General features: G+C 51.4%; 19 protein-coding genes, 1 other RNA gene and 1 other annotated feature. Of the genes, 5 read left to right on the top strand and 15 right to left on the bottom strand.

Features of this window, described 5'->3' with window-relative positions; translation table 11 throughout:
- Positions 1-91 precede the first annotated feature (91 nt).
- Complete coding sequence (gene ydiK, locus AAIG39_RS18040; RefSeq protein ID WP_343194436.1) at positions 92-1204, top strand: AI-2E family transporter YdiK; 1113 nt, start codon at positions 92-94, stop codon at positions 1202-1204.
- A gap of 174 nt (positions 1205-1378) precedes the next feature.
- An RNA gene (rprA, locus tag AAIG39_RS18035) (antisense sRNA RprA) lies at positions 1379-1486 on the top strand.
- Between the two features lie 301 nt (positions 1487-1787).
- Here the strand turns inward: rprA and ppsA are convergent.
- Positions 1788-4166 carry a phosphoenolpyruvate synthase gene (ppsA, locus tag AAIG39_RS18030; RefSeq protein ID WP_090086587.1) on the bottom strand — a complete coding sequence of 793 codons (2379 nt, stop codon included), beginning with the start codon at positions 4164-4166 and terminating at the stop codon, positions 1788-1790.
- Between the two features lie 333 nt (positions 4167-4499).
- On the opposite strand from ppsA, the gene ppsR reads away from it, so the two are divergent.
- The 3 genes from ppsR (at position 4500) to hemP (ending at position 6859) form a co-directional block, all read left to right on the top strand.
- Entirely contained in the window at positions 4500-5333 is an 834-nt protein-coding gene (gene ppsR / locus AAIG39_RS18025; protein ID WP_090086585.1) for a posphoenolpyruvate synthetase regulatory kinase/phosphorylase PpsR, read from the top strand.
- 152 nt (positions 5334-5485) lie between these two features.
- The gene (aroH, locus tag AAIG39_RS18020; RefSeq protein ID WP_343194435.1) at positions 5486-6532 is read left to right on the top strand and encodes a 3-deoxy-7-phosphoheptulonate synthase AroH; all 1047 of its coding nucleotides are present in this window, start codon (positions 5486-5488) and stop codon (positions 6530-6532) included.
- Between the two features lie 135 nt (positions 6533-6667).
- A complete protein-coding gene (gene hemP, locus AAIG39_RS18015; protein ID WP_343194434.1) occupies positions 6668-6859 on the top strand; it encodes a hemin uptake protein HemP in 192 nt (63 codons plus the stop codon).
- Positions 6860-6863: 4 nt separating this feature from the next.
- Here the strand turns inward: hemP and selO are convergent, their stop codons facing one another.
- From selO to thrS, 14 genes are all read right to left on the bottom strand, one after another.
- The gene (selO, locus tag AAIG39_RS18010) at positions 6864-8306 is read right to left on the bottom strand and encodes a protein adenylyltransferase SelO (RefSeq protein WP_343194433.1); all 1443 of its coding nucleotides are present in this window, start codon (positions 8304-8306) and stop codon (positions 6864-6866) included.
- A gap of 61 nt (positions 8307-8367) precedes the next feature.
- Positions 8368-9078 (bottom strand): EAL domain-containing protein, encoded by a 711-nt coding sequence (locus AAIG39_RS18005; RefSeq protein WP_343194432.1) that lies wholly within the window; start codon positions 9076-9078, stop codon positions 8368-8370.
- A 324-nt stretch (positions 9079-9402) separates the two neighbouring features.
- Positions 9403-9864: a C40 family peptidase gene (locus AAIG39_RS18000; RefSeq protein WP_085006323.1), complete on the bottom strand. Its 462-nt coding sequence runs from the start codon at positions 9862-9864 to the stop codon at positions 9403-9405.
- 76 nt (positions 9865-9940) lie between these two features.
- Positions 9941-10684, bottom strand: a complete 744-nt coding sequence (gene btuD, locus AAIG39_RS17995) for a vitamin B12 ABC transporter ATP-binding protein BtuD (RefSeq protein WP_090086577.1) — start codon at positions 10682-10684, stop codon at positions 9941-9943.
- The gene (locus AAIG39_RS17990; RefSeq protein WP_090086575.1) at positions 10681-11232 is read right to left on the bottom strand and encodes a glutathione peroxidase; all 552 of its coding nucleotides are present in this window, start codon (positions 11230-11232) and stop codon (positions 10681-10683) included. Before AAIG39_RS17990 ends, btuD begins: the two co-directional genes overlap by 4 nt.
- Before the next feature lie 208 nt (positions 11233-11440).
- Entirely contained in the window at positions 11441-12421 is a 981-nt protein-coding gene (btuC, locus tag AAIG39_RS17985; RefSeq protein ID WP_343194431.1) for a vitamin B12 ABC transporter permease BtuC, read from the bottom strand.
- Between the two features lie 99 nt (positions 12422-12520).
- Positions 12521-12820 (bottom strand): integration host factor subunit alpha, encoded by a 300-nt coding sequence (gene ihfA, locus AAIG39_RS17980; protein ID WP_006820203.1) that lies wholly within the window; start codon positions 12818-12820, stop codon positions 12521-12523.
- A 4-nt stretch (positions 12821-12824) separates the two neighbouring features.
- Positions 12825-15212 carry a phenylalanine--tRNA ligase subunit beta gene (gene pheT, locus AAIG39_RS17975; RefSeq protein WP_343194430.1) on the bottom strand — a complete coding sequence of 796 codons (2388 nt, stop codon included), beginning with the start codon at positions 15210-15212 and terminating at the stop codon, positions 12825-12827.
- Positions 15213-15226: 14 nt separating this feature from the next.
- Complete coding sequence (gene pheS / locus AAIG39_RS17970) at positions 15227-16210, bottom strand: phenylalanine--tRNA ligase subunit alpha (protein ID WP_090086568.1); 984 nt, start codon at positions 16208-16210, stop codon at positions 15227-15229.
- 51 nt (positions 16211-16261) lie between these two features.
- Positions 16262-16385, bottom strand: a sequence feature (Phe leader region).
- The gene (gene pheM, locus AAIG39_RS17965) at positions 16336-16380 is read right to left on the bottom strand and encodes a pheST operon leader peptide PheM (RefSeq protein WP_001386830.1); all 45 of its coding nucleotides are present in this window, start codon (positions 16378-16380) and stop codon (positions 16336-16338) included. (Overlaps the previous feature by 45 nt.)
- A 243-nt stretch (positions 16386-16628) precedes the next feature.
- The gene (rplT, locus tag AAIG39_RS17960) at positions 16629-16985 is read right to left on the bottom strand and encodes a 50S ribosomal protein L20 (protein ID WP_013366084.1); all 357 of its coding nucleotides are present in this window, start codon (positions 16983-16985) and stop codon (positions 16629-16631) included.
- A gap of 50 nt (positions 16986-17035) precedes the next feature.
- Complete coding sequence (rpmI, locus tag AAIG39_RS17955; protein WP_001124225.1) at positions 17036-17233, bottom strand: 50S ribosomal protein L35; 198 nt, start codon at positions 17231-17233, stop codon at positions 17036-17038.
- A gap of 96 nt (positions 17234-17329) precedes the next feature.
- Complete coding sequence (gene infC, locus AAIG39_RS17950) at positions 17330-17872, bottom strand: translation initiation factor IF-3 (protein WP_071845866.1); 543 nt, start codon at positions 17870-17872, stop codon at positions 17330-17332.
- A 3-nt stretch (positions 17873-17875) separates the two neighbouring features.
- Entirely contained in the window at positions 17876-19804 is a 1929-nt protein-coding gene (gene thrS / locus AAIG39_RS17945; RefSeq protein ID WP_090086565.1) for a threonine--tRNA ligase, read from the bottom strand.
- Positions 19805-19926: the final 122 nt, after the last annotated feature.

The raw sequence follows: 19926 nt of genomic DNA, 5'->3' as shown, positions 1-19926 counted from the left end.
ACGGGCAGAATCAGACTGTCAAAAACCGCTGAAATCATTAATCATTATCTTTACTGATTTCGCATCCTCCCTTTAAAGGTGATTACGTTTTATGGCCTTTCAATCGCAGTCCAGGGATGTACCGCAGGTGATGCTGTCGGTACTGTTTTTAGCCCTTATGATCATCGCCTGTTTGTGGATCGTTCAGCCTTTTATTCTTGGTTTCGCCTGGGCTGGTACCGTGGTCATTGCCACCTGGCCGGTGCTCCTTCGCGTACAGCGCGCGTTGTTTGGCCGCCGTTCACTGGCGGTCATCGTGATGACGTTATTGTTAATCCTGCTATTTATTGTTCCGGTAGCGCTGCTGGTTAACAGCCTGGTGGACAATAGCGGTCCGGTCATTCAGGCCATTACATCGGGTGAAATGACGCCGCCGGCTCTGGAGTGGCTGAACAGTATTCCGCTGATCGGCGACAAACTGTATAGCGGCTGGCACAACCTGCTGGATATGGGTGGCAGTGCGATACTTGCCAAAGTTCGTCCTTATGTCGGCACCACCACCACATGGTTTGTCGGACAGGCTGCACATATCGGTCGCTTTATGCTGCACTGCGCGTTAATGCTGCTATTTAGCGCCCTGCTGTACTGGCGCGGCGAGCAGGTCGCATTGGGGATTCGCCATTTTGCCTATCGTCTGGCGGCCAAACGCGGCGATGCCGCTGTTCTGCTGGCCGGTCAGGCTATTCGCGCTGTCGCGCTCGGCGTGGTCGTCACTGCGCTGGTGCAGGCGGTTCTGGGAGGAATTGGCCTGGCGATAACGGGTGTGCCATACACCACGTTATTCACCGTCATTATGTTAATGACATGCCTTGTACAACTCGGTCCGCTGGTTGTGCTGGTGCCTGCAATTATCTGGCTCTACTGGAGTGGCGACTCGACATGGGGCACGGTGTTGCTGGTCTGGAGTTGCGTGGTGGGCACGCTGGATAACTTTATCCGTCCAATGTTGATTCGTATGGGGGCCGACCTGCCGATGATCCTGATTCTTTCCGGTGTTATTGGCGGTCTGGTGGCTTTCGGGATGATCGGGTTGTTTATTGGTCCGGTATTACTGGCCGTTTCATGGCGACTCTTTTCCGCCTGGGTTAACGAAGCGCCCATGCCCGGCCCGGCGGAAAATGATGCGCTGGAAGAGATACACCATCCAGATGATACCCATATCTGATACGCCCTTTAATCTGATTATGAAGCATTGCTAATCATTTATTTACTGCTCCTCCCGTGCGCAAGCCTCCCGACAGAAGGCTTGCGCCATTTTTCCCGCAAAATCTTAACCACCGTTTAACTAATGAGACGAATCTGATCGACGCTAAAATCCCGGATGGCCTACTATAAGGTCACGGTTATAAATCAACACCTTGATTTATAAGCATGGAAATCCCCTGAGTGAAACAACGAATTGCTGTGTGTAGTCTTTGCCCATCTCCCACGGTGGGCTTTTTTTTATCCAACAAACAGGCTGATGCAGGAAAAACAACTGCGATGCGGTTAACGTCCGGTTACCTCAACGGAGAAATCCTCAATAGCCCATACGGCGAATAATAAGAAATCGCAAATGATAAGCCACCTCATACATTACCTGTCATAACCGCAGCATCTACGGCAGGACTGGTGTGACCAATATCGCTAAGGCAAGCGTGCGCAAACACATTTTGTTTCAGCTGAGAATTAACTTTTTCATCCGTATTTTTGGCATAAAAAAACCCCACTTCCGCAGAAGTGAGGTTTTATCAGAATAACAATGTGACTTATTTGTTCAGTTCAGCCAGCGTCAGCCAGGTTTGAACCACAGTGTCCGGGTTCAGGGAGAGGCTATCGATCCCCTCTTCCATCAGCCAGGCGGCGAAGTCTTCATGGTCCGACGGGCCCTGACCACAGATACCGACATATTTGCCGTGTTTTTTGGCAGCGCGAATAGCCATCGACAACAGGGCTTTCACCGCGTCATTACGCTCATCGAACAGCTCTGAGACAACGCCGGAGTCGCGATCCAGCCCCAGCGCCAGCTGCGTCATGTCATTTGAGCCGATAGAGAAGCCGTCAAAGTGCTCCAGGAACTGATCAGCCAGCAGCGCATTCGAGGGGATCTCGCACATCATGATAATCTTGAGTCCGTTTTCGCCACGCTTGAGCCCCTGACGTGCCAGCTCTTCGACCACTGCTTTCGCCTGTTCAACGGTGCGAACAAACGGGACCATGATCTCCACATTGGTCAGCCCCATATCGTTGCGTACGCGTTTGACCGCCTCACATTCCAGCGCGAAACAGTCGCGGAAGCTGTCGGAGACATAGCGACCAGCACCACGGAAGCCGAGCATCGGGTTCTCTTCATCCGGTTCGTAACGTTCACCGCCGACGAGGTTTGCATACTCGTTGGATTTAAAGTCTGACAGACGCACAATCACCCGTTTTGGATAGAACGCCGCACCAAGTGTTGCAATGCCTTCGGTCAGACGCCCAACATAAAACTCTTTCGGCGAATCATAGCCTTTCATGATTTCGCGGATTTCGTTTTGCAGTTTTACGTCCTGGTCATCAAACTCCAGCAATGCGCGCGGGTGTACGCCGATCATGCGGTTGATGATAAATTCCAGGCGCGCCAGGCCAACCCCTTCATTTGGCAGACAGGCAAAATCAAACGCTCTGTCCGGGTTGCCGACGTTCATCATAATTTTGAGCGGCAGCGCAGGCATTTCATCAATGCTTGAGCTTTTCACGCTAAAGTCGAGCATCTCAGCGTAAACGTACCCCGTGTCACCTTCGGCGCAGGAGACGGTCACTTTATCGCCATCTTTCATGCGTTCCGTTGCGTCACCGCAACCGACGACAGCCGGGATCCCCAGCTCACGCGCAATAATGGCTGCATGGCAGGTACGGCCACCACGGTTGGTGACAATAGCGGCCGCTTTTTTCATGATTGGTTCCCAGTCCGGGTCAGTCATGTCGGTCACCAGCACATCGCCTGCTTCGATACGATTCATTTCACTGATGTCGTGAATCACTTTTACCGGGCCTGCTCCGATGCGCTGGCCAATCGCACGCCCTTCGGCAATGATTTTGCCCTGTGCGTGCAGCGTATAACGCTCCATCACTTTACCGCGAGAGCGCACAGTCTCCGGACGCGCCTGTACAATAAACAGTTTGCCAGTATGGCCGTCTTTCGCCCATTCAATGTCCATTGGTCGGCCATAGTGTTTTTCAATCTGCACAGCCTGTTTCGCCAGCTCCTGCACTTCCTCGTTGGTCAGCGAGAAGCGATCGCGGTTAGCCTGTTCAACGTCCTCAATACGCACCTGTTTGCCATGCTCCTGGGTCGGTGCATAGACCATGCGAATTTTCTTCGAACCCATGGTGCGGCGCACAATAGCCGGACGCCCTGCTGCCAGCGTTGGTTTGTGCACATAAAATTCATCCGGGTTAACTGCACCCTGTACCACCATCTCACCCAGGCCCCAGGCCGCGGTGACGAATACCACCTGATCAAAGCCGGATTCTGTGTCGATAGAGAACATGACACCGGAAGAACCAATGTCTGATCGCACCATCCGTTGCACCCCGGCAGAGAGCGCCACACCGCGGTGATCATAACCCTGATGCACGCGGTAGGAGATTGCACGGTCGTTGAACAGAGAAGCGAAGACGTGCTTCACCGCCACCAGCACAGCATCATACCCCTGCACGTTCAGGAAGGTTTCCTGCTGACCCGCAAAGGAAGCGTCTGGCATATCTTCTGCCGTTGCGGAAGAACGCACAGCAAAGGATGCCTGCTCGTCATCAGCAGACAGTCTGGCATATGCCTGATGGATTGCATCTTCAAACGCCGGCTGGAACGGGGTATCAACTATCCACTGGCGAATCTGCGCGCCAGCTTTCGCCAGCTCGGAAACGTCGTCAATGTCCGTTTTATCCAGCAGGTCATAGATGCGCTTATTCAGGCCACTTTGATCGAGAAACTGGTTAAACGCATCGGCAGTCGTTGCAAACCCATTGGGTACGCTTACGCCCATACCGGACAGATTAGTAATCATCTCACCAAGGGAGGCATTTTTGCCCCCAACTCTGTCTACATCATTCATGCCGAGTTGGTCATACCAAAGCACCAGCGGAGACGAGCCATTGTTGGACATCTAAACAATCCTTTTGTGATATTTGAATGGGGTAATAAAGCATTTACTACCTTTTCATCCTGGCATAATTATTCCGCCTGAAAAAACGGTGAATCGTTCAAGCAATTTAAATTTTTGTCTTTTCGGACACTTTCCCGGCAATGGTTAAGCGGCTGAGTAATCGGAAAATCCTCAAAATCATTCTTTTTTTAAACTCATAATAAAAATGAACTGCGCTTTTCATTAAAAACAAAAATAGCGTTTCATTTTAAAAATTCAGAAAAGACGCTACGCAGATGCATGACTTTAATTTATGCTTTCAGATAATTACGCATGACAATCAGGAAGGGTAAAATGGACAGCGCTGTGGATCGCCAGGTTTTTTATATTTCCGATGGTACCGCTATCACTGCAGAGGTATTAGGCCATGCGGTGATGTCGCAATTCCCGGTTGCCATCAATAGCATCACGCTGCCATTCGTGGAGAATGAAAGCCGCGCCAGAGCAGTGAAAGACCAGATTGACGCTATCTATCAACAAACGGGCGTGCGTCCGTTAGTCTTTTATTCCATCGTATTACCAGAAATCCGCACCATTATTTTACAGAGTGAAGGATTCTGTCAGGACATTGTTCAGGCCCTGGTTGCACCATTACAGCAAGAATTAAAACTCGACCCGACACCCATTGCGCATCGTACTCATGGGTTAAATCCAGGCAACCTGACTAAATACGACGCGAGGATTGCCGCTATTGATTACACGCTGGCTCACGACGACGGTATTTCGTTGCGCAACCTGGATCAGGCCCAGGTGATTTTATTGGGTGTTTCTCGTTGCGGTAAAACGCCGACAAGCCTTTATCTGGCAATGCAATTCGGCATTCGTGCAGCTAATTATCCTTTTATTGCCGATGACATGGATAATCTCGTTCTGCCTGTTTCATTGAAACCGCTCCAGCATAAATTATTTGGTCTGACCATTAATCCGGAGCGCCTGGCGGCTATCCGTGAAGAGCGCCGGGAAAATAGCCGTTACGCTTCATTACGCCAGTGCCGCATGGAAGTGGCGGAGGTGGAAGCGCTTTACCGTAAAAATCAGATACCGTGGTTAAACAGTACCAACTACTCGGTAGAAGAGATCGCCACCAAAATTCTCGACATAATGGGTCTTAATCGTCGCATGTACTAACACACTAGTACGTGAATGACAATTTTGCTATCATGCTGGCCTTCGATGTGATGCGCATCACAACCTGCTATTGAATTAAGCAAGGATTGGTTTAAGGTGTGCGCATCGCCTCCGGCATTTGGCCGTTTGAGCACAAAATTTTGAGAATTCTGATGAACAAAACCGATGAACTTCGCACTGCGCGCATCGAGAGTCTGGTCACTCCGGCTGAGCTAGCGCAGCGGCATCCCGTTTCCCTTGCAGTTGCGGAACATGTCATACAATCCCGTCGCCGTATCGAGAAAATTCTCAACGGTGAAGATAAACGACTATTAGTGATTATTGGCCCCTGCTCCATCCACGACCTGGACGCGGCAATGGATTATGCCCGTCGCCTGCAGGGGCTAAGGCAAAAGCATAGTGCGCAACTGGAAATTGTAATGCGCACCTATTTTGAAAAGCCGCGAACCGTTGTGGGCTGGAAAGGGTTGATTTCCGATCCCGACCTGAACGGCAGCTACCGCGTTAATCACGGCATTGAACTGGCGCGCAAACTCCTGCTCGCAGTGAATGAACTGGGCGTACCGACGGCGACCGAATTCCTGGATATGGTGACAGGGCAATTTATTGCTGATCTGATCAGTTGGGGCGCAATTGGGGCGCGTACCACAGAAAGTCAGATCCACCGCGAGATGGCATCGGCGCTCTCCTGTCCGGTAGGCTTCAAAAACGGCACAGACGGTAACACCCGAATTGCAGTGGATGCGATTCGAGCTTCCAGAACCAGCCATATGTTCCTCTCACCGGATAAAACCGGACAGATGACGATTTACCAGACCAGCGGTAACCCTTACGGGCATATCATTATGCGTGGCGGAAAAAAACCTAACTTCTATGCCGAAGATATTGCCACCGCCTGCGCTACCCTGCGCGAGTTTGATCTGCCGGAGCAACTGGTCGTCGATTTCAGCCACGGCAATTGCCAGAAACAGCATCGTCGCCAGCTTGAGGTGTGCGATGACATCTGTGAACAGATTCGAAATGGCTCCACGGCCATTGCGGGGGTGATGGCTGAGAGTTTTCTGCAAGAAGGGACGCAAAAAATCGTCAAAGACAAGCCCCTGGTATACGGCCAGTCCATCACTGACCCTTGCCTGAGCTGGGAAGACAGCGAATTTTTGCTTGATAAACTCGCGGCGGCGGTTTCCTCACGGTTGTAATTTTTTTCCCGTCGGGTCTCCCGGCGGGACATATCCCCCCTACCCCAAATGACTGGTTTTCCAAATATTACTTGCAGCTCGCTTCGCGGGTATTAATAATAATTATCATTGTCATATCCATACAGTGACCGTGCAATGTCGAACAAGGATAAGCCGACCACTCCGGCAGAGAAACTGCCAGCCAGCCCAGCCACCATCCATCCTGGTGATCGCCGCATCAACAGCAAAACATTGTTGGGAAATTCGGCGCGCGTTGTCATTGAACATCAGGGACAAGAATATCTATTGCGACAGACGCACGCCGGGAAACTGATACTCACGAAATAGATGTTCAGCTTGAACAGCTGACTTCCAGCCGTTTCCCCCAGTCCGGTGGGCGACGGCTATAGTCATCGTTGCGCTCCGTATAAGGCTCCCGTAAGACGGCATGCAGACGCTCCAGCTCTTCGGTATTACCCTGCTCTGCCTGTTCAATCGCCCGCTGTGCGAGCCAGTTACGCAGCACAACCGCCGGATTTACGTTTTGCATCTGCTGCTGACGTTGCGCATCCGTAATCGTCTCCTGCGCCAGACGCGCACGGTAGCGACTAAACCAGCTGTCAAACGCCTCGCGATCGATAAACTCATCACGCAGCGCGCTGCTGGCGCTCATCTGTTCGGTATGGCTTAACATGCGGAAAGTGCGGGTATAATCGCTGCCTTCACGCTCCATCAGAGCGAAGAGCTCGCTTAACAGCACATTGTCATCCTTTTGCTGGCTAAAAAAGCCCAGTTTCTGGCGCATCAATATGCCGTATTCGCTCAGCAATACCGGCTGATAACTCTCCAGCGCCGTATTGAGCACATCGGCACTAATGAACGGCGACAGTGTTTGCGCCAGTCGTTGCAGATTCCACAGGGCAATGGTTGGCTGGTTATCAAAGCTGTAACGTCCCTGATAGTCCGAGTGATTGCAGATAAAGCCGGGCTGGTAATCATCAAGAAAACCAAAGGGACCATAATCAATTGTCAGCCCCAGAATAGACATGTTATCCGTATTCATCACCCCATGCGCGAAACCAACCGCCTGCCAGCGCGCCATCAATGCGGCAGTACGGGCGATAACGTCCCGGAACCAGACTTCGTATTTGTTGACATCATCCTGCAGATGCGGCCAGTAATGACGAATCACAAAATCCGCCAGCTGGCGTACCTTTTCCGGTTCTCGCCGATAATAAAAATGCTCGAAGTGGCCAAAGCGGATATGACTTTGCGCAATGCGCATCATCATCGCCCCCTGCTCCACGCTTTCGCGGTAAACTGGCGTTTCGCTGGTGACAATTGAAAGGGCACGTGTTGTCGCAATCCCCAGATAGTGCATTGCCTCAGAGGCGAGACTTTCACGGATGGTTGAGCGCAGTACCGCACGCCCATCACCCATGCGGGAATACGGCGTAAGCCCTGCGCCTTTCAGGTGCCAGTCCAGTGTTGTGCCATCAGGCAGTAGCTGTTCGCCGAGCAGGATACCCCGCCCGTCACCCAGTTGCCCCGCCCAGACGCCAAACTGGTGCCCACTGTAGACCTGCGAGAGTGGCGACATTCCGGGAAGCAGCATTTCTCCCCCCCACACACCTGCACCCTCGTCGGGCGTAAACAGTACGGGATCGATGCCCATACTTTTCGCCAGAGGCGCATTGTGCCAAAGCAACCGGGTATTACTCAGCGGTGTCGGGGAAATGGCAGTATAAAAACCAGGCAGCTCATCGCGCCAGCGGGTAATAAAAGACAGGGCCATAGTACCTCCTGTCTTTATTGTAGTGTGTTTATATGATGTTAAACACGGGTTAAAGGCAAGGTTATCCCTGAACAAGACTGGTTATCTGCGCAGCAGGAACCGCTGGCCATAAATTCCCCCGCATAGCGCTGAACTGATACGGCTTCACCCGCTTTAAGGTTTTTTCATCATCAATACCGTCAATCATTACCGAACGGCAGTAAGGGGAGATTTGTGAGACGATCGCGCGCATGAAGGGTTCGAATGAGCGTGACGCCAGTCGCTGATGAATAAAATGTTTATCCAGGGTCACCCGCCTGAATAGACCATCAAATATAGCGCGCGTGGAAGGCGCCCCGGCACCAAAATTATTCAGGATTAAAGGATAACGTTCGCTAAACACCACGAGTGAATTATTTTCTTTCCCCTTTGTCAGGTTGGGATAATTCTCATTCACAGTAAATTCGAGGAAAGGGTATTTCGCTACCGTTTCGGCAAGTTCAGCATTAACCAGTAATGCATCAACAACAACCGGCGAAATATTTATCCAGGCGAGAAGTTGATGCTGAATAAAGAACAACTTACAGGATTCGAGCAAATCTAATTGCTCAGTAAAAAGCGTCAGCGTTTCGTCTGCGCTCAGGCGTGGCACTATCCGCTCTGCAGATGCCCGTACAGAACCCGCCCCAACGAAATTGACCACAATTTCAATCCCGACGAGGGTACCGTAGCCATTACGCGCAGGCTGTAGTAAAAACTCTGAGCGATAGGTGTCATCAAACGAGACGATCATGGCGCCAACCCCGCATTAAGGTTGATATCCTGCATCGAAAATCCAATGCGCACATGCTTCAACGTAGCTGAACTTAACAAAACTGACTTCATCATTTCCCATTATATTGTCGAAAATTCCTTATTTTCGTGCGCAAGCTTATCCTGGTTAAATTGCCCATACCAGCGCCTGCCACGATACTGACAGCCCTTTAAAGTAACGAATAGTTAAATGATAAATATTGAAGAAAAAATGAATGAACGGTGAGGAAAATGACAAAATTTGCGTTTAGTTCACAAAAGCAGCGAATTGGTTAGCCATTCGCTGCCTGTTGTCGGAAGGGGATTAGATACGACGCGCCTGCCAGAAATTCTTCCGCCAGTAGACATTGTTTAATGAAGAACGCACAACACCCTGACTGGTCGAAGCATGGATAAACGCATTATCAGTATCGTAGATGCCTACATGCAGACCGTTATCACCGGAGCCTGTTTTAAAAAACACCAGATCGCCTGGCAGCAGCTCATCTTTATCGATTTTCGTTCCCACTTCCGCCTGTTTACGCGTATCGCGGGGAAGCACGAGGTTAAATTTGTCGCGGAAGGTCATCATCACGAAAGCGGAACAATCAACGCCATTACGGCTCATACCGCCATAGCGGTAAGGAGTGCCACGCCAGTCACGCAGTTGATCATTCAGCCCGGCAATGACGGTGATGGAATCAGAAAGGCGTGCGTTAGGCGGCGGCGCACGATGACTACTGCACCCTGAAAGAATTAACACCGCCAGAAGAAACCAGATGCGCATCCAGCAAAACCTCTATTTTCGTTATGCTGGAATAATTTAGCGTGTGAATTGCAATCCTTGCAAGTTTCGTTTGCTGCTATATCTCGGGAATGAGCATCCTGTGACCAGCCAGATCGAGACGGCGAAATGGCATACCATATGCCGCAGCCAGATTTTGCGGCGTTAATACCTCATCACGCAGGCCACTGGCGATTAATTTGCCCTGACGGAGTAGCCACACCTGATGCGCGCGACGTAGCGAATGGTTGAGATCGTGGCTGCTCATCACAACGGTAACACCTGCCGCCACCAGCTCGCTTAAAATGCCATCCAGCGCAGCCTGCTGGGCAACATCAAGACTGTTCATCGGCTCATCTAATAACAGGAGTTGTCCATCCGCATTAGCAGCCGGATGAATTTGCGCAATCACCGCAGCCAGCCGCACTCGCTGCCATTCCCCGCCGGAGAGCTGACTGACAGCGCGTCCCAGCTTATCTCCCAGCCCAAGCTTACGCGTAATCTCATCAACCACGCTGTCGTTGATATGCTGATGCAACGAAAGATAATGCCATACAGGCATGGCGAAGGGGGGCATCTGCTGCTGGGCCAGATAGGCGCGATGGCGAGCCAGTTGCGGAGCATGCCATTGCTCAAGCGGAAGGCCATTTAACTGTACACTGCCCTTTCCCTGTCTTAGTCCGGCGATACGTGCCAGAAGCGTGCTTTTCCCGGCACCATTCGGCCCGACGAGATGCAGCATTTGCGCTTTGTCGACCAGGGCCGTAACAGGCCCCAGTCTTCCTGCATCCTCAAGGTCATGAAGCTGCAGCAATGCCATTATTTTGCCAGCGCCAGCTTAATCGCTTCCATCACGATAGGATCTTCGGGTGTCATATCCGGGGAGAAGCGCTGAACAACCTGGCCATCACGGCCAATCAGGAATTTTTCAAAGTTCCACAGGATATCATCCGGATAGAGCGGTGCGCGCCCTTTACTGGCCATGCGCTCATAAAAACCGCTGCCCTCCGGGGCGACAGCCTTCGGCGCAGCGGCAATCAGTTTGCGATACAAAGGATGACGGTTTTCACCGTTGACATCGACTTTGGCTGCCATGGGGAAAGTCACGCCATAGGTAGTACTGCAGAAGGTTTTGATCTCTTCTTCGCTGCCTGGCTCCTGCCCGGCAAACTGGTTGCACGGGAAGCCGAGCACGACAAAACCGTCTTTCTCCCAGGCTTTCTGGATATTCTCCAGCTGTTCATATTGCGGCGTCAGGCCACATTTTGATGCCACATTCACCACCAGAATAACCTTGCCCTGGTACTTTTCCAGCGTGATATGTTCGCCATCAATCGTTGTAATCTCGGTGTTTAAAATATCCTGGTGCATAGCATCCCCTTAGTCGGTTCATTCAGACGCCGGATCTCTCGCCCGGCCGGACGTTAATAATAGCCAGATAATGCGCGATAATCCTTCTTCTGTCATTTAGCAAAAAAAGATGTAAAACCAGTAAATCAGGCGAATTTTCTTTTTTTAACGTGTCGTTGTTACACACTTTTACCTTATTGTTGCCTGCCGGATATTTCGTCCGCCACCCTTAGCGTCTTGCCATGAGCAAGAGCCAGATGAACACCGGCGCCCCCAGCGTTGCCGTCACGACACCGATAGGTAATTCCGCAGCGCTCAGCGCCATTCGGGCAACAATATCGGCAAACAGCAGTGCCGTCGCCCCCGCAAGCGCACAGGCGGGCAAAAGCGCACGATGATCGGTGAGGCCGCAAAGGCGAAGAATATGCGGGATAACCAGGCCAATAAAGCCAATCGAGCCTGCCAGCGCGACACTGACGCCCACCATCCAGCCAGTTGCCACCACCAGCACATTGCGCCAGAACCACAAGGGTAATCCAAGTTGACGTGCCGATGTCTCACCCAGTGCAAGTACGTTAAGCGGCTGCGACTGACAGCAGGTCCAGCCCATCACCGGTAACAGTGCAACCATCAGCCAGCTTTGTCGCCAGTCCACACCGCCAAAACCGCCCATCATCCAGTACATGAGCTGACGCAGGTCGAATGATGTGGAAAAGTAGATGGCCCAGGTCATCAGTGCGCTACAAATGATCCCCAACGCGACCCCCGCTAACAGCAGACGGCTGGTCGACAAATGCCGTCGGGCAAAGCGCAGCAGGATAAGCGTGATGATCAGCGCCCCGGCGATGGCGCATAACCCCAACGCCCAGCCCGGCAATACGCCTTTTCCAAGCAGCACGGCGGCTATCAACCCGACGCCCGCGCCATTAGATACCCCCAAAAGCCCGGGTTCAGCCAGTGGGTTCTCAAATAAGGCCTGCATGATAGCGCCGCTTAACGCCAGCGCCGCTCCCACCAGCAAAACCGCTAATGTACGGGGTAGACGGATTTGCCAGACAAAAAGTTGTCCACGAGCATCGAACCAGTTTGCAGGGCCAATCCATTGATCGCCTGCACATAAGCTAATAAACAGCGCGGCCAGCAAAAGCAGCGCAAAGCCGCAGAGCCACTGGCCATTGCGACGCCGTTGGAGTTGTGCGTAATTCAGCATGCAGTTCAATTAATGCGTCATTGAATGGGTTGAATTTAAAGATGATATTCCGCGCTGAAAGAAAAAGGCCGCGATTGCGGCCTTTTTAATTAGTCCAGATTACTCTGCTTTGGGCGAAGCGTTTTCGACGCGGCTTTTTAACTTCTGGCCGGGTCTGAAGGTCACCACGCGCCGGGCTGTAATGGGAATATCTTCGCCCGTTTTAGGGTTACGTCCCGGACGTTGATTCTTATCACGCAGATCGAAATTGCCAAAGCCGGAGAGTTTCACCTGCTCACCGTTTTCCAGAGCACGACGGATCTCTTCGAAAAACAGCTCTACCAGCTCTTTAGCATCTCGCTTGCTAAGCCCAAGCTTATCAAACAGATATTCGGACATTTCAGCTTTTGTAAGCGCCATAGGTTCAATCCCTCAATGATGCCTGGAATCGCTCTTTTAATGCCTCTACACATTTGGCGACGGTAGCGGCAATCTCCTCTTCTTCGAGTGTACGGCTGGTATCCTGAAGGATCAGGCTAATGGCGAGGCTCTTATACCCCTCCGCAACACCCTTACCGCGGTACACGTCAAATAAGTTTACGCCAACTACCTGATTTACGCCAACTTTCTTACATTCGGCTAAAATATCTGCCGCAGCCACATTTTCAGCGACCACGACAGCGATGTCGCGACGGTTTGCCGGGAAGCGAGAAATCTCCTGCGCCTGAGGAACCACGCGGTCTGCGACCTTATTCCACTCCAGTTCAAACACCAGCGTACGACCATTCAGATCGAGCTTACGTTCCAGCTCCGGATGAACAACACCGATGAAACCAACATATTCATCTTTCAGATAAATCGCTGCGGACTGCCCAGGATGCAGTGCCGGATTTGCCTCTGCGCGAAACTCAATTGCGGACAATTTGCCGGTCAGGTCGAGTAAGGATTCCAGATCGCCTTTCAGATCGAAGAAATCAACGCTGCCTTTAGCCAGATCCCAGTGCTCTTCATAGCGGTTACCGCAGATGGCCCCTGCCAGCATCAGATCCTGACGAATACCTAAAGGAGCCTGTGTGTCCGGCACAAAGCGCAGACCGGTTTCGAAGATACGCACACGACTTTGCTGACGGTTCTGGTTATAGACAATAGTACTGAGCAGCCCGGTCAGCAGTGACAGGCGCATGGCCGACATTTCGCTGGAGATAGGACTTGGCAGAATCAGCGCTTCTTCGCCAGGATGGATCAATTGCTGTACTTTCGGATCAACGAAACTGTAGGTGATCACTTCCTGATAGCCTTTGTCATTCAGCAGCGTTTTCACGCGCTTGAGCGACAGGTTTGCTTCGCGGTGTGACCCCATTACCAGCCCGGCCTGTACCGGTGCATTCGGGATGTTGTTATAACCGTACAGGCGCGCAACCTCTTCCACCAGGTCTTCTTCGATCTCCATATCGAAACGCCAGCTCGGCGCAACGGCCAGCCACTCATCCTGACCTTCGGTGACTTCACACCCCAGGCGTTTAAGGATGTCGGTAACCAGTTCATCGGCAATGTGATGGCCAATCAGGCGATCCAGTTTGCTGCGGCGCAGACGAATGGTCGCACGTTTTGGCAGCATGGCTTCATTGGTGATATCAACAACCGGGCCGGCTTCACCACCGCAGATATCAATCAGCAGACGGGTCGCACGCTCCATGGCTTTGTACTGCAGCGCCGGATCAACACCACGCTCATAGCGATGGGAAGCATCCGTGTGCAGGCCATGACGACGCGCGCGGCCAGTAATGGATAGCGGGTTGAAGAACGCACATTCCAGCAGAACGTTTTGTGTCTCATTGTTCACGCCAGAATGTTCACCACCAAAGATACCGCCCATAGCCAGCGCTTTATTATGGTCTGCAATCACCAGCGTGTCGGTAGCCAGTCTGGCTTCACTACCATCGAGCAGTACCAGCGTTTCGTTCTCTTTTGCCATACGGACGACGATACCACCGTCGATACGATCCAGATCGAAGGCATGCATCGGCTGACCCAATTCCAGCAGAACATAGTTGGTCACATCCACAACCGCATCGATAGAACGTACACCGCAGCGACGCAGCTTCTCTTTCATCCACAGCGGAGTCGGCGCTGTTACGTTGATACCTTTAACCACACGCCCCAGATAACGCGGGCACGCATCAGCGGCCTCCACAGTGATTGGCAGAGTATCATTAATGGTGGCAGCAACCGGGGCGATTTCCGGCTCCACCAGCGGTGCTTTATTCAGCGCAGCGACATCGCGCGCAACACCGATGATCCCTAAGCAGTCAGCACGATTCGGCGTCACGCTGATTTCGATGGTATTGTCGTCGAGTTTGAGGTATTCGCGGATATCAGTGCCAATCGCTGCATCCAGCGGCAGTTCGATGATGCCGCTGTGGTCGTCGGAAATTCCCAGTTCAGAGAAAGAGCACAACATGCCTTCTGACGGTTCGCCGCGCAGTTTAGCCGCTTTAATTTTGAAGTCGCCCGGCAGTACTGCGCCGATGGTGGCAACAGCAACTTTCAGCCCCTGGCGGCAGTTCGGCGCACCACAGACGATATCCAGCAGGCGTTCGCCGCCCACATTCACTTTGGTGACACGCAGTTTGTCGGCATTCGGGTGCTGACCGCACTCCACAACTTCACCCACAACCACGCCGTTAAATGCGCCAGCTACAGGCTCAACGCCATCAACTTCCAGACCAGCCATGGTGATTTGATCGGAAAGCGCTTCACTATCGACAGCCGGGTTAACCCATTCGCGTAACCACAGTTCACTGAATTTCATTATTTGTCCTGCCCTTATTTAAACTGTTTGAGGAAACGCAAATCGTTTTCGAAGAATGCTCGCAGATCGGTCACACCGTAACGCAGCATAGTCAGGCGCTCCATCCCCATCCCAAACGCGAAGCCAGAATAGACCTCCGGGTCAATGCCTACATTACGTAGTACGTTCGGATGCACCATGCCGCAACCCAGCACTTCCAGCCATTTGCCGTTTTTACCCATCACATCCACTTCCGCAGACGGTTCGGTGAATGGGAAGTAGGACGGGCGGAAACGGACCTGCAGATCTTCCTCAAAGAAGTTGTTCAGGAAATCGTGCAGCGTACCTTTCAGGTTGGTGAAACTGATGTTGGTATCAACAATCAGACCTTCCATCTGGTGGAACATCGGGGTATGCGTCTGGTCGTAGTCGTTACGGTACACGCGGCCAGGTGCGATAATGCGAATCGGCGGCTGCTGTTCTTTCATGGTGCGGATCTGCACGCCAGACGTCTGCGTACGCAGCAGGCGGGTGGCATCAAACCAGAAAGTGTCGTGGTCAGCGCGTGCCGGATGGTGACCAGGAATATTCAACGCATCGAAGTTATGATAATCATCTTCGATTTCCGGGCCAGTCGCCACGGTAAAGCCAAGCTCACCGAAGAAACTCTCAATGCGATCAATGGTACGAGTGACTGGATGCAGACCGCCGTTTTCAATACGGCGTCCTGGCAGGGATACGTCAATGGTTTCCGCAGCCAGACGCGCGTTCAGCGCAGCATTTTCCAGATCGAATTTACGCGCGTTCAGCGCCTGCTGGACCTGCTCTTTCGCTTCGTTAATCACCGCCCCAGCAGCCGGGCGCTCTTCTGGCGGCAGCTCACGCAGGGTGGTCATCTGAAGGGTCAGATGCCCTTTCTTACCCAGATATTCAACGCGTACGTTATCTAACGCGGCAACATCTGAGGCATCATTAATGGCTGCCCGTGCACTGGCAACCAGCTCTGCGAGATGTGACATAATTTTCCTCGTTATGTCCTTGTTGTTGGACTTTTTACTTAAAATTCAGACACAAAAAAAGCCTCCTGTTGGAGGCTTTTGGCGTTAATTTTCCGTTTCTTCTTTCACGCGCTAGCCTCCCGTAATCAGGTGCTAAAGTAAAAAAAGAAGCGGAAAATAGCAGCATTCATGCTTGCGTTACCTTGTGTGGTAAAAAACGGATGACCTTATTGAAAGGGCTCATCGAAAAAAAGTCAATCTTCTGATGATGTTATACCCTAAATAATTCGCTTTGCAGAAAAAGCGGCGAGAGAGTGAATTCTCAGAAGCTTACTTAAGTAAGTGACCGGGTAAACGACCCCAGTCTACGCGCATGCAACGTGAAAAATGACGGGTATAAACGAAAAGAGGGAGCATTGCCCCCTCTTCCACTGACTTATTAAGCCAGAGCTGCTTTCGCTTTTTCAACCAGAGCGGTGAACGCTACTTTGTCGAATACTGCGATATCAGCCAGGATCTTACGGTCGATTTCAACAGAGGCTTTTTTCAGGCCGTTGATGAATTTGCTGTAAGAAATACCGTTCTGACGTGCTGCTGCGTTGATACGCGCAATCCACAGTTGACGGAACTGACGCTTTTTCTGACGACGGTCACGATAAGCGTACTGACCTGCTTTGATAACAGCCTGGAAGGCAACGCGGTAAACGCGTGAACGCGCACCATAGTAACCTTTAGCTTGTTTCAAAATTTTCTTGTGACGTGCGCGTGCAATTACACCACGTTTTACGCGAGCCATATGTGCTCTCCTGTATCTATTCTAAGTTAAAAAAGTTAAACGTTAACGACTTATGCGTACGGCAGGCACGCGATTACCAGGCCCAGATCGCCTTTGGAAACCATGGCTTTCGGACGCAGGTGACGTTTACGCTTGGTAGCTTTTTTGGTCAGAATATGACGCAGGTTAGCGTGCTTGTGCTTAAAACCACCTTTACCGGTTTTTTTGAAGCGCTTAGCAGCACCGCGTACGGTCTTAATTTTTGGCATTTTAATAACTTCCACTTCGCATTGTTAATAAACGAAACCCAGGCGAGCAAAACCTGTGAAGCCCAAAGGCACCACAGGAATTGCTACTTGAAGGCCTTACTGTTTCTTCTTAGGAGCGAGCACCATGATCATCTGGCGGCCTTCGATCTTCGTAGGGAAGGATTCGACTACTGCCAGTTCACTCAGATCGTCACGGACGCGGTTAAGCACTTCCATACCGATCTGTTGGTGGGCCATCTCACGACCGCGGAAACGCAGTGTGATCTTAGCCTTATCGCCATCTTCCAGAAAGCGAACCAGGCTGCGGAGTTTTACCTGGTAGTCGCCATCATCTGTGCCAGGTCGGAATTTAATTTCCTTAACCTGAATAACTTTTTGCTTTTTCTTCTGTTCCTTAGAAGATTTACTCTTTTCATAAAGGAACTTGCCGTAGTCCATGATACGACAAACTGGCGGTTCGGCGTTAGGGCTGATCTCAACTAAATCTACTCCAGCTTCCTCAGCCTTTTCGATAGCTTCTCTCAGACTCACAATACCCAGCTGCTCACCTTCCAGACCAGTTAAGCGAACTTCCTGGGCGCGAATCTCGCCATTAATACGATTCGGACGTGCCGTTTGAACTCGTTTTCCGCCTTTAATACCTTATTCCTCCAGTTGTTGAAGACTGCGGCTGCGAATCTCTTGTTGCAGCTTCTCAATCACTTCACTTACGTCCAGGCTGCCCAGGTCTTTACCGCGGCGGGTGCGAACGGCCACTTTGCCAGCTTCCACCTCTTTATCACCACAGACCAACATATAAGGGACACGACGTAAAGTGTGCTCGCGGATTTTAAAGCCAATCTTCTCGTTTCTCAAGTCCGCTTTTACACGAATGCCCGCATTTTGCAATTTACGGGTCAATTCGTTGACGTATTCAGCTTGTGAATCAGTGATATTCATCACCACAACCTGAACAGGGGCCAGCCAGGTTGGGAAGAAGCCGGCGAATTCTTCGGTCAGGATGCCGATAAAGCGTTCCAGCGACCCCAGAATTGCGCGGTGAATCATCACCGGAACCTGACGCTCGTTATTTTCGCCAACATATGAGGCGCTTAAGCGAGCCGGTAACGAGAAGTCCAGCTGTACTGTACCGCACTGCCAGGCGCGATCGAGGCAGTCATATAATGTAAATTCAATTTTCGGACCGTAGAATGCGCCTTCACCCAGTTGATATTCAAACGGGATGTTGTTTTCTTCCAGCGCAACTGCCAGATCCGCCTCAGCACGATCCCACATCTCATCGCTACCGATACGTTTTTCCGGGCGAGTGGACAGTTTGACAACGATTTTCTCGAAGCCAAAGGTGCTATACATATCATAGACCAGTCGAATACAGGCGTTGACTTCATCACGCACCTGTTCTTCGGTACAGAAGATATGCGCGTCATCCTGTGTAAAACCGCGAACGCGCATCAGACCATGCAGCGCGCCTGACGGCTCGTTACGATGGCAGCTACCGAACTCCGCCATACGCAGCGGCAAATCGCGGTAGGATTTCAGCCCCTGGTTAAAGATCTGCACGTGGCCCGGGCAGTTCATTGGCTTGATGCAGTATTCACGGTTCTCAGAAGAGGTGGTGAACATCGCATCTTTATAGTTGTCCCAGTGGCCGGTTTTTTCCCACAGTACACGGTCCATCATGAACGGACCTTTCACTTCCTGATACTGGTACTCTTTCAGCTTGGAACGCACGAAGGTTTCCAGCTCACGGAAAATAGTCCAGCCGTCGTTATGCCAGAAGACCATGCCCGGTGCTTCTTCCTGCATGTGGTACAGGTCAAGCTGTTTACCGATTTTACGGTGATCGCGCTTCGCAGCCTCTTCCAGACGTTGCAGATAGGCATTCAGGGCTTTTTTGTCTGCCCACGCGGTACCGTAAATACGCTGCAGCATCTTGTTGTTACTGTCGCCACGCCAGTAAGCACCGGCGATTTTCATCAGTTTGAAATGATGACAGAAACGCATGTTAGGCACGTGCGGTCCACGGCACATGTCGATGTATTCTTCGTGATGATACAGGCCAGGCTTGTCATCATGGGCAATGTTTTCATCAAGAATAGAGACTTTATAGCTCTCACCACGCTTCACGAAAGTTTCACGCGCTTCGTGCCAGCTGACTTTTTTCTTAATGACGTCATAGTTGGTTTCAGCGAGCTCGTGCATCCTTTTTTCGAGCGCGTCGATATCTTCCTGGGTCAGGGTATGGTCAAGGTCGACGTCGTAGTAGAAGCCGTTGTCAATAACCGGGCCAATCGCCATTTTGGTGTTCGGCCACAGTTGCTTAATAGCATGACCTAACAGGTGCGCACAGGAGTGGCGGATGATTTCCAGACCGTCTTCGTCTTTGGCGGTGATGATAGACAGGGTTGCATCATTCTCAATCAGATCGGACGCATCAACCAGTTCACCGTTCACACGACCCGCTATAGTCGCTTTCGCAAGGCCCGGACCAATGTCCAGAGCCACATCCATTGGGCTAACAGCGTGGTCATAATGGCGTTGACTACCATCAGGAAGAGTAATTACAGGCATTTCATATCCTTAATTCGCAGTGGTGACCCACACGAAAGATCACATGCAAAATCATATTTTAAATAATTATCAGCAGGTTAGGTAAGGTTTTCGTCTTCACTCTGACGAATGTGTACATGCGC

The organism is Phytobacter palmae, from assembly GCF_039409775.1.
GTDB lineage: Bacteria > Pseudomonadota > Gammaproteobacteria > Enterobacterales > Enterobacteriaceae > Phytobacter > Phytobacter palmae.
The sequence above is the reverse complement of the archived record's forward strand: the minus strand, read 5'-3'. Positions and strand labels throughout refer to the sequence as shown.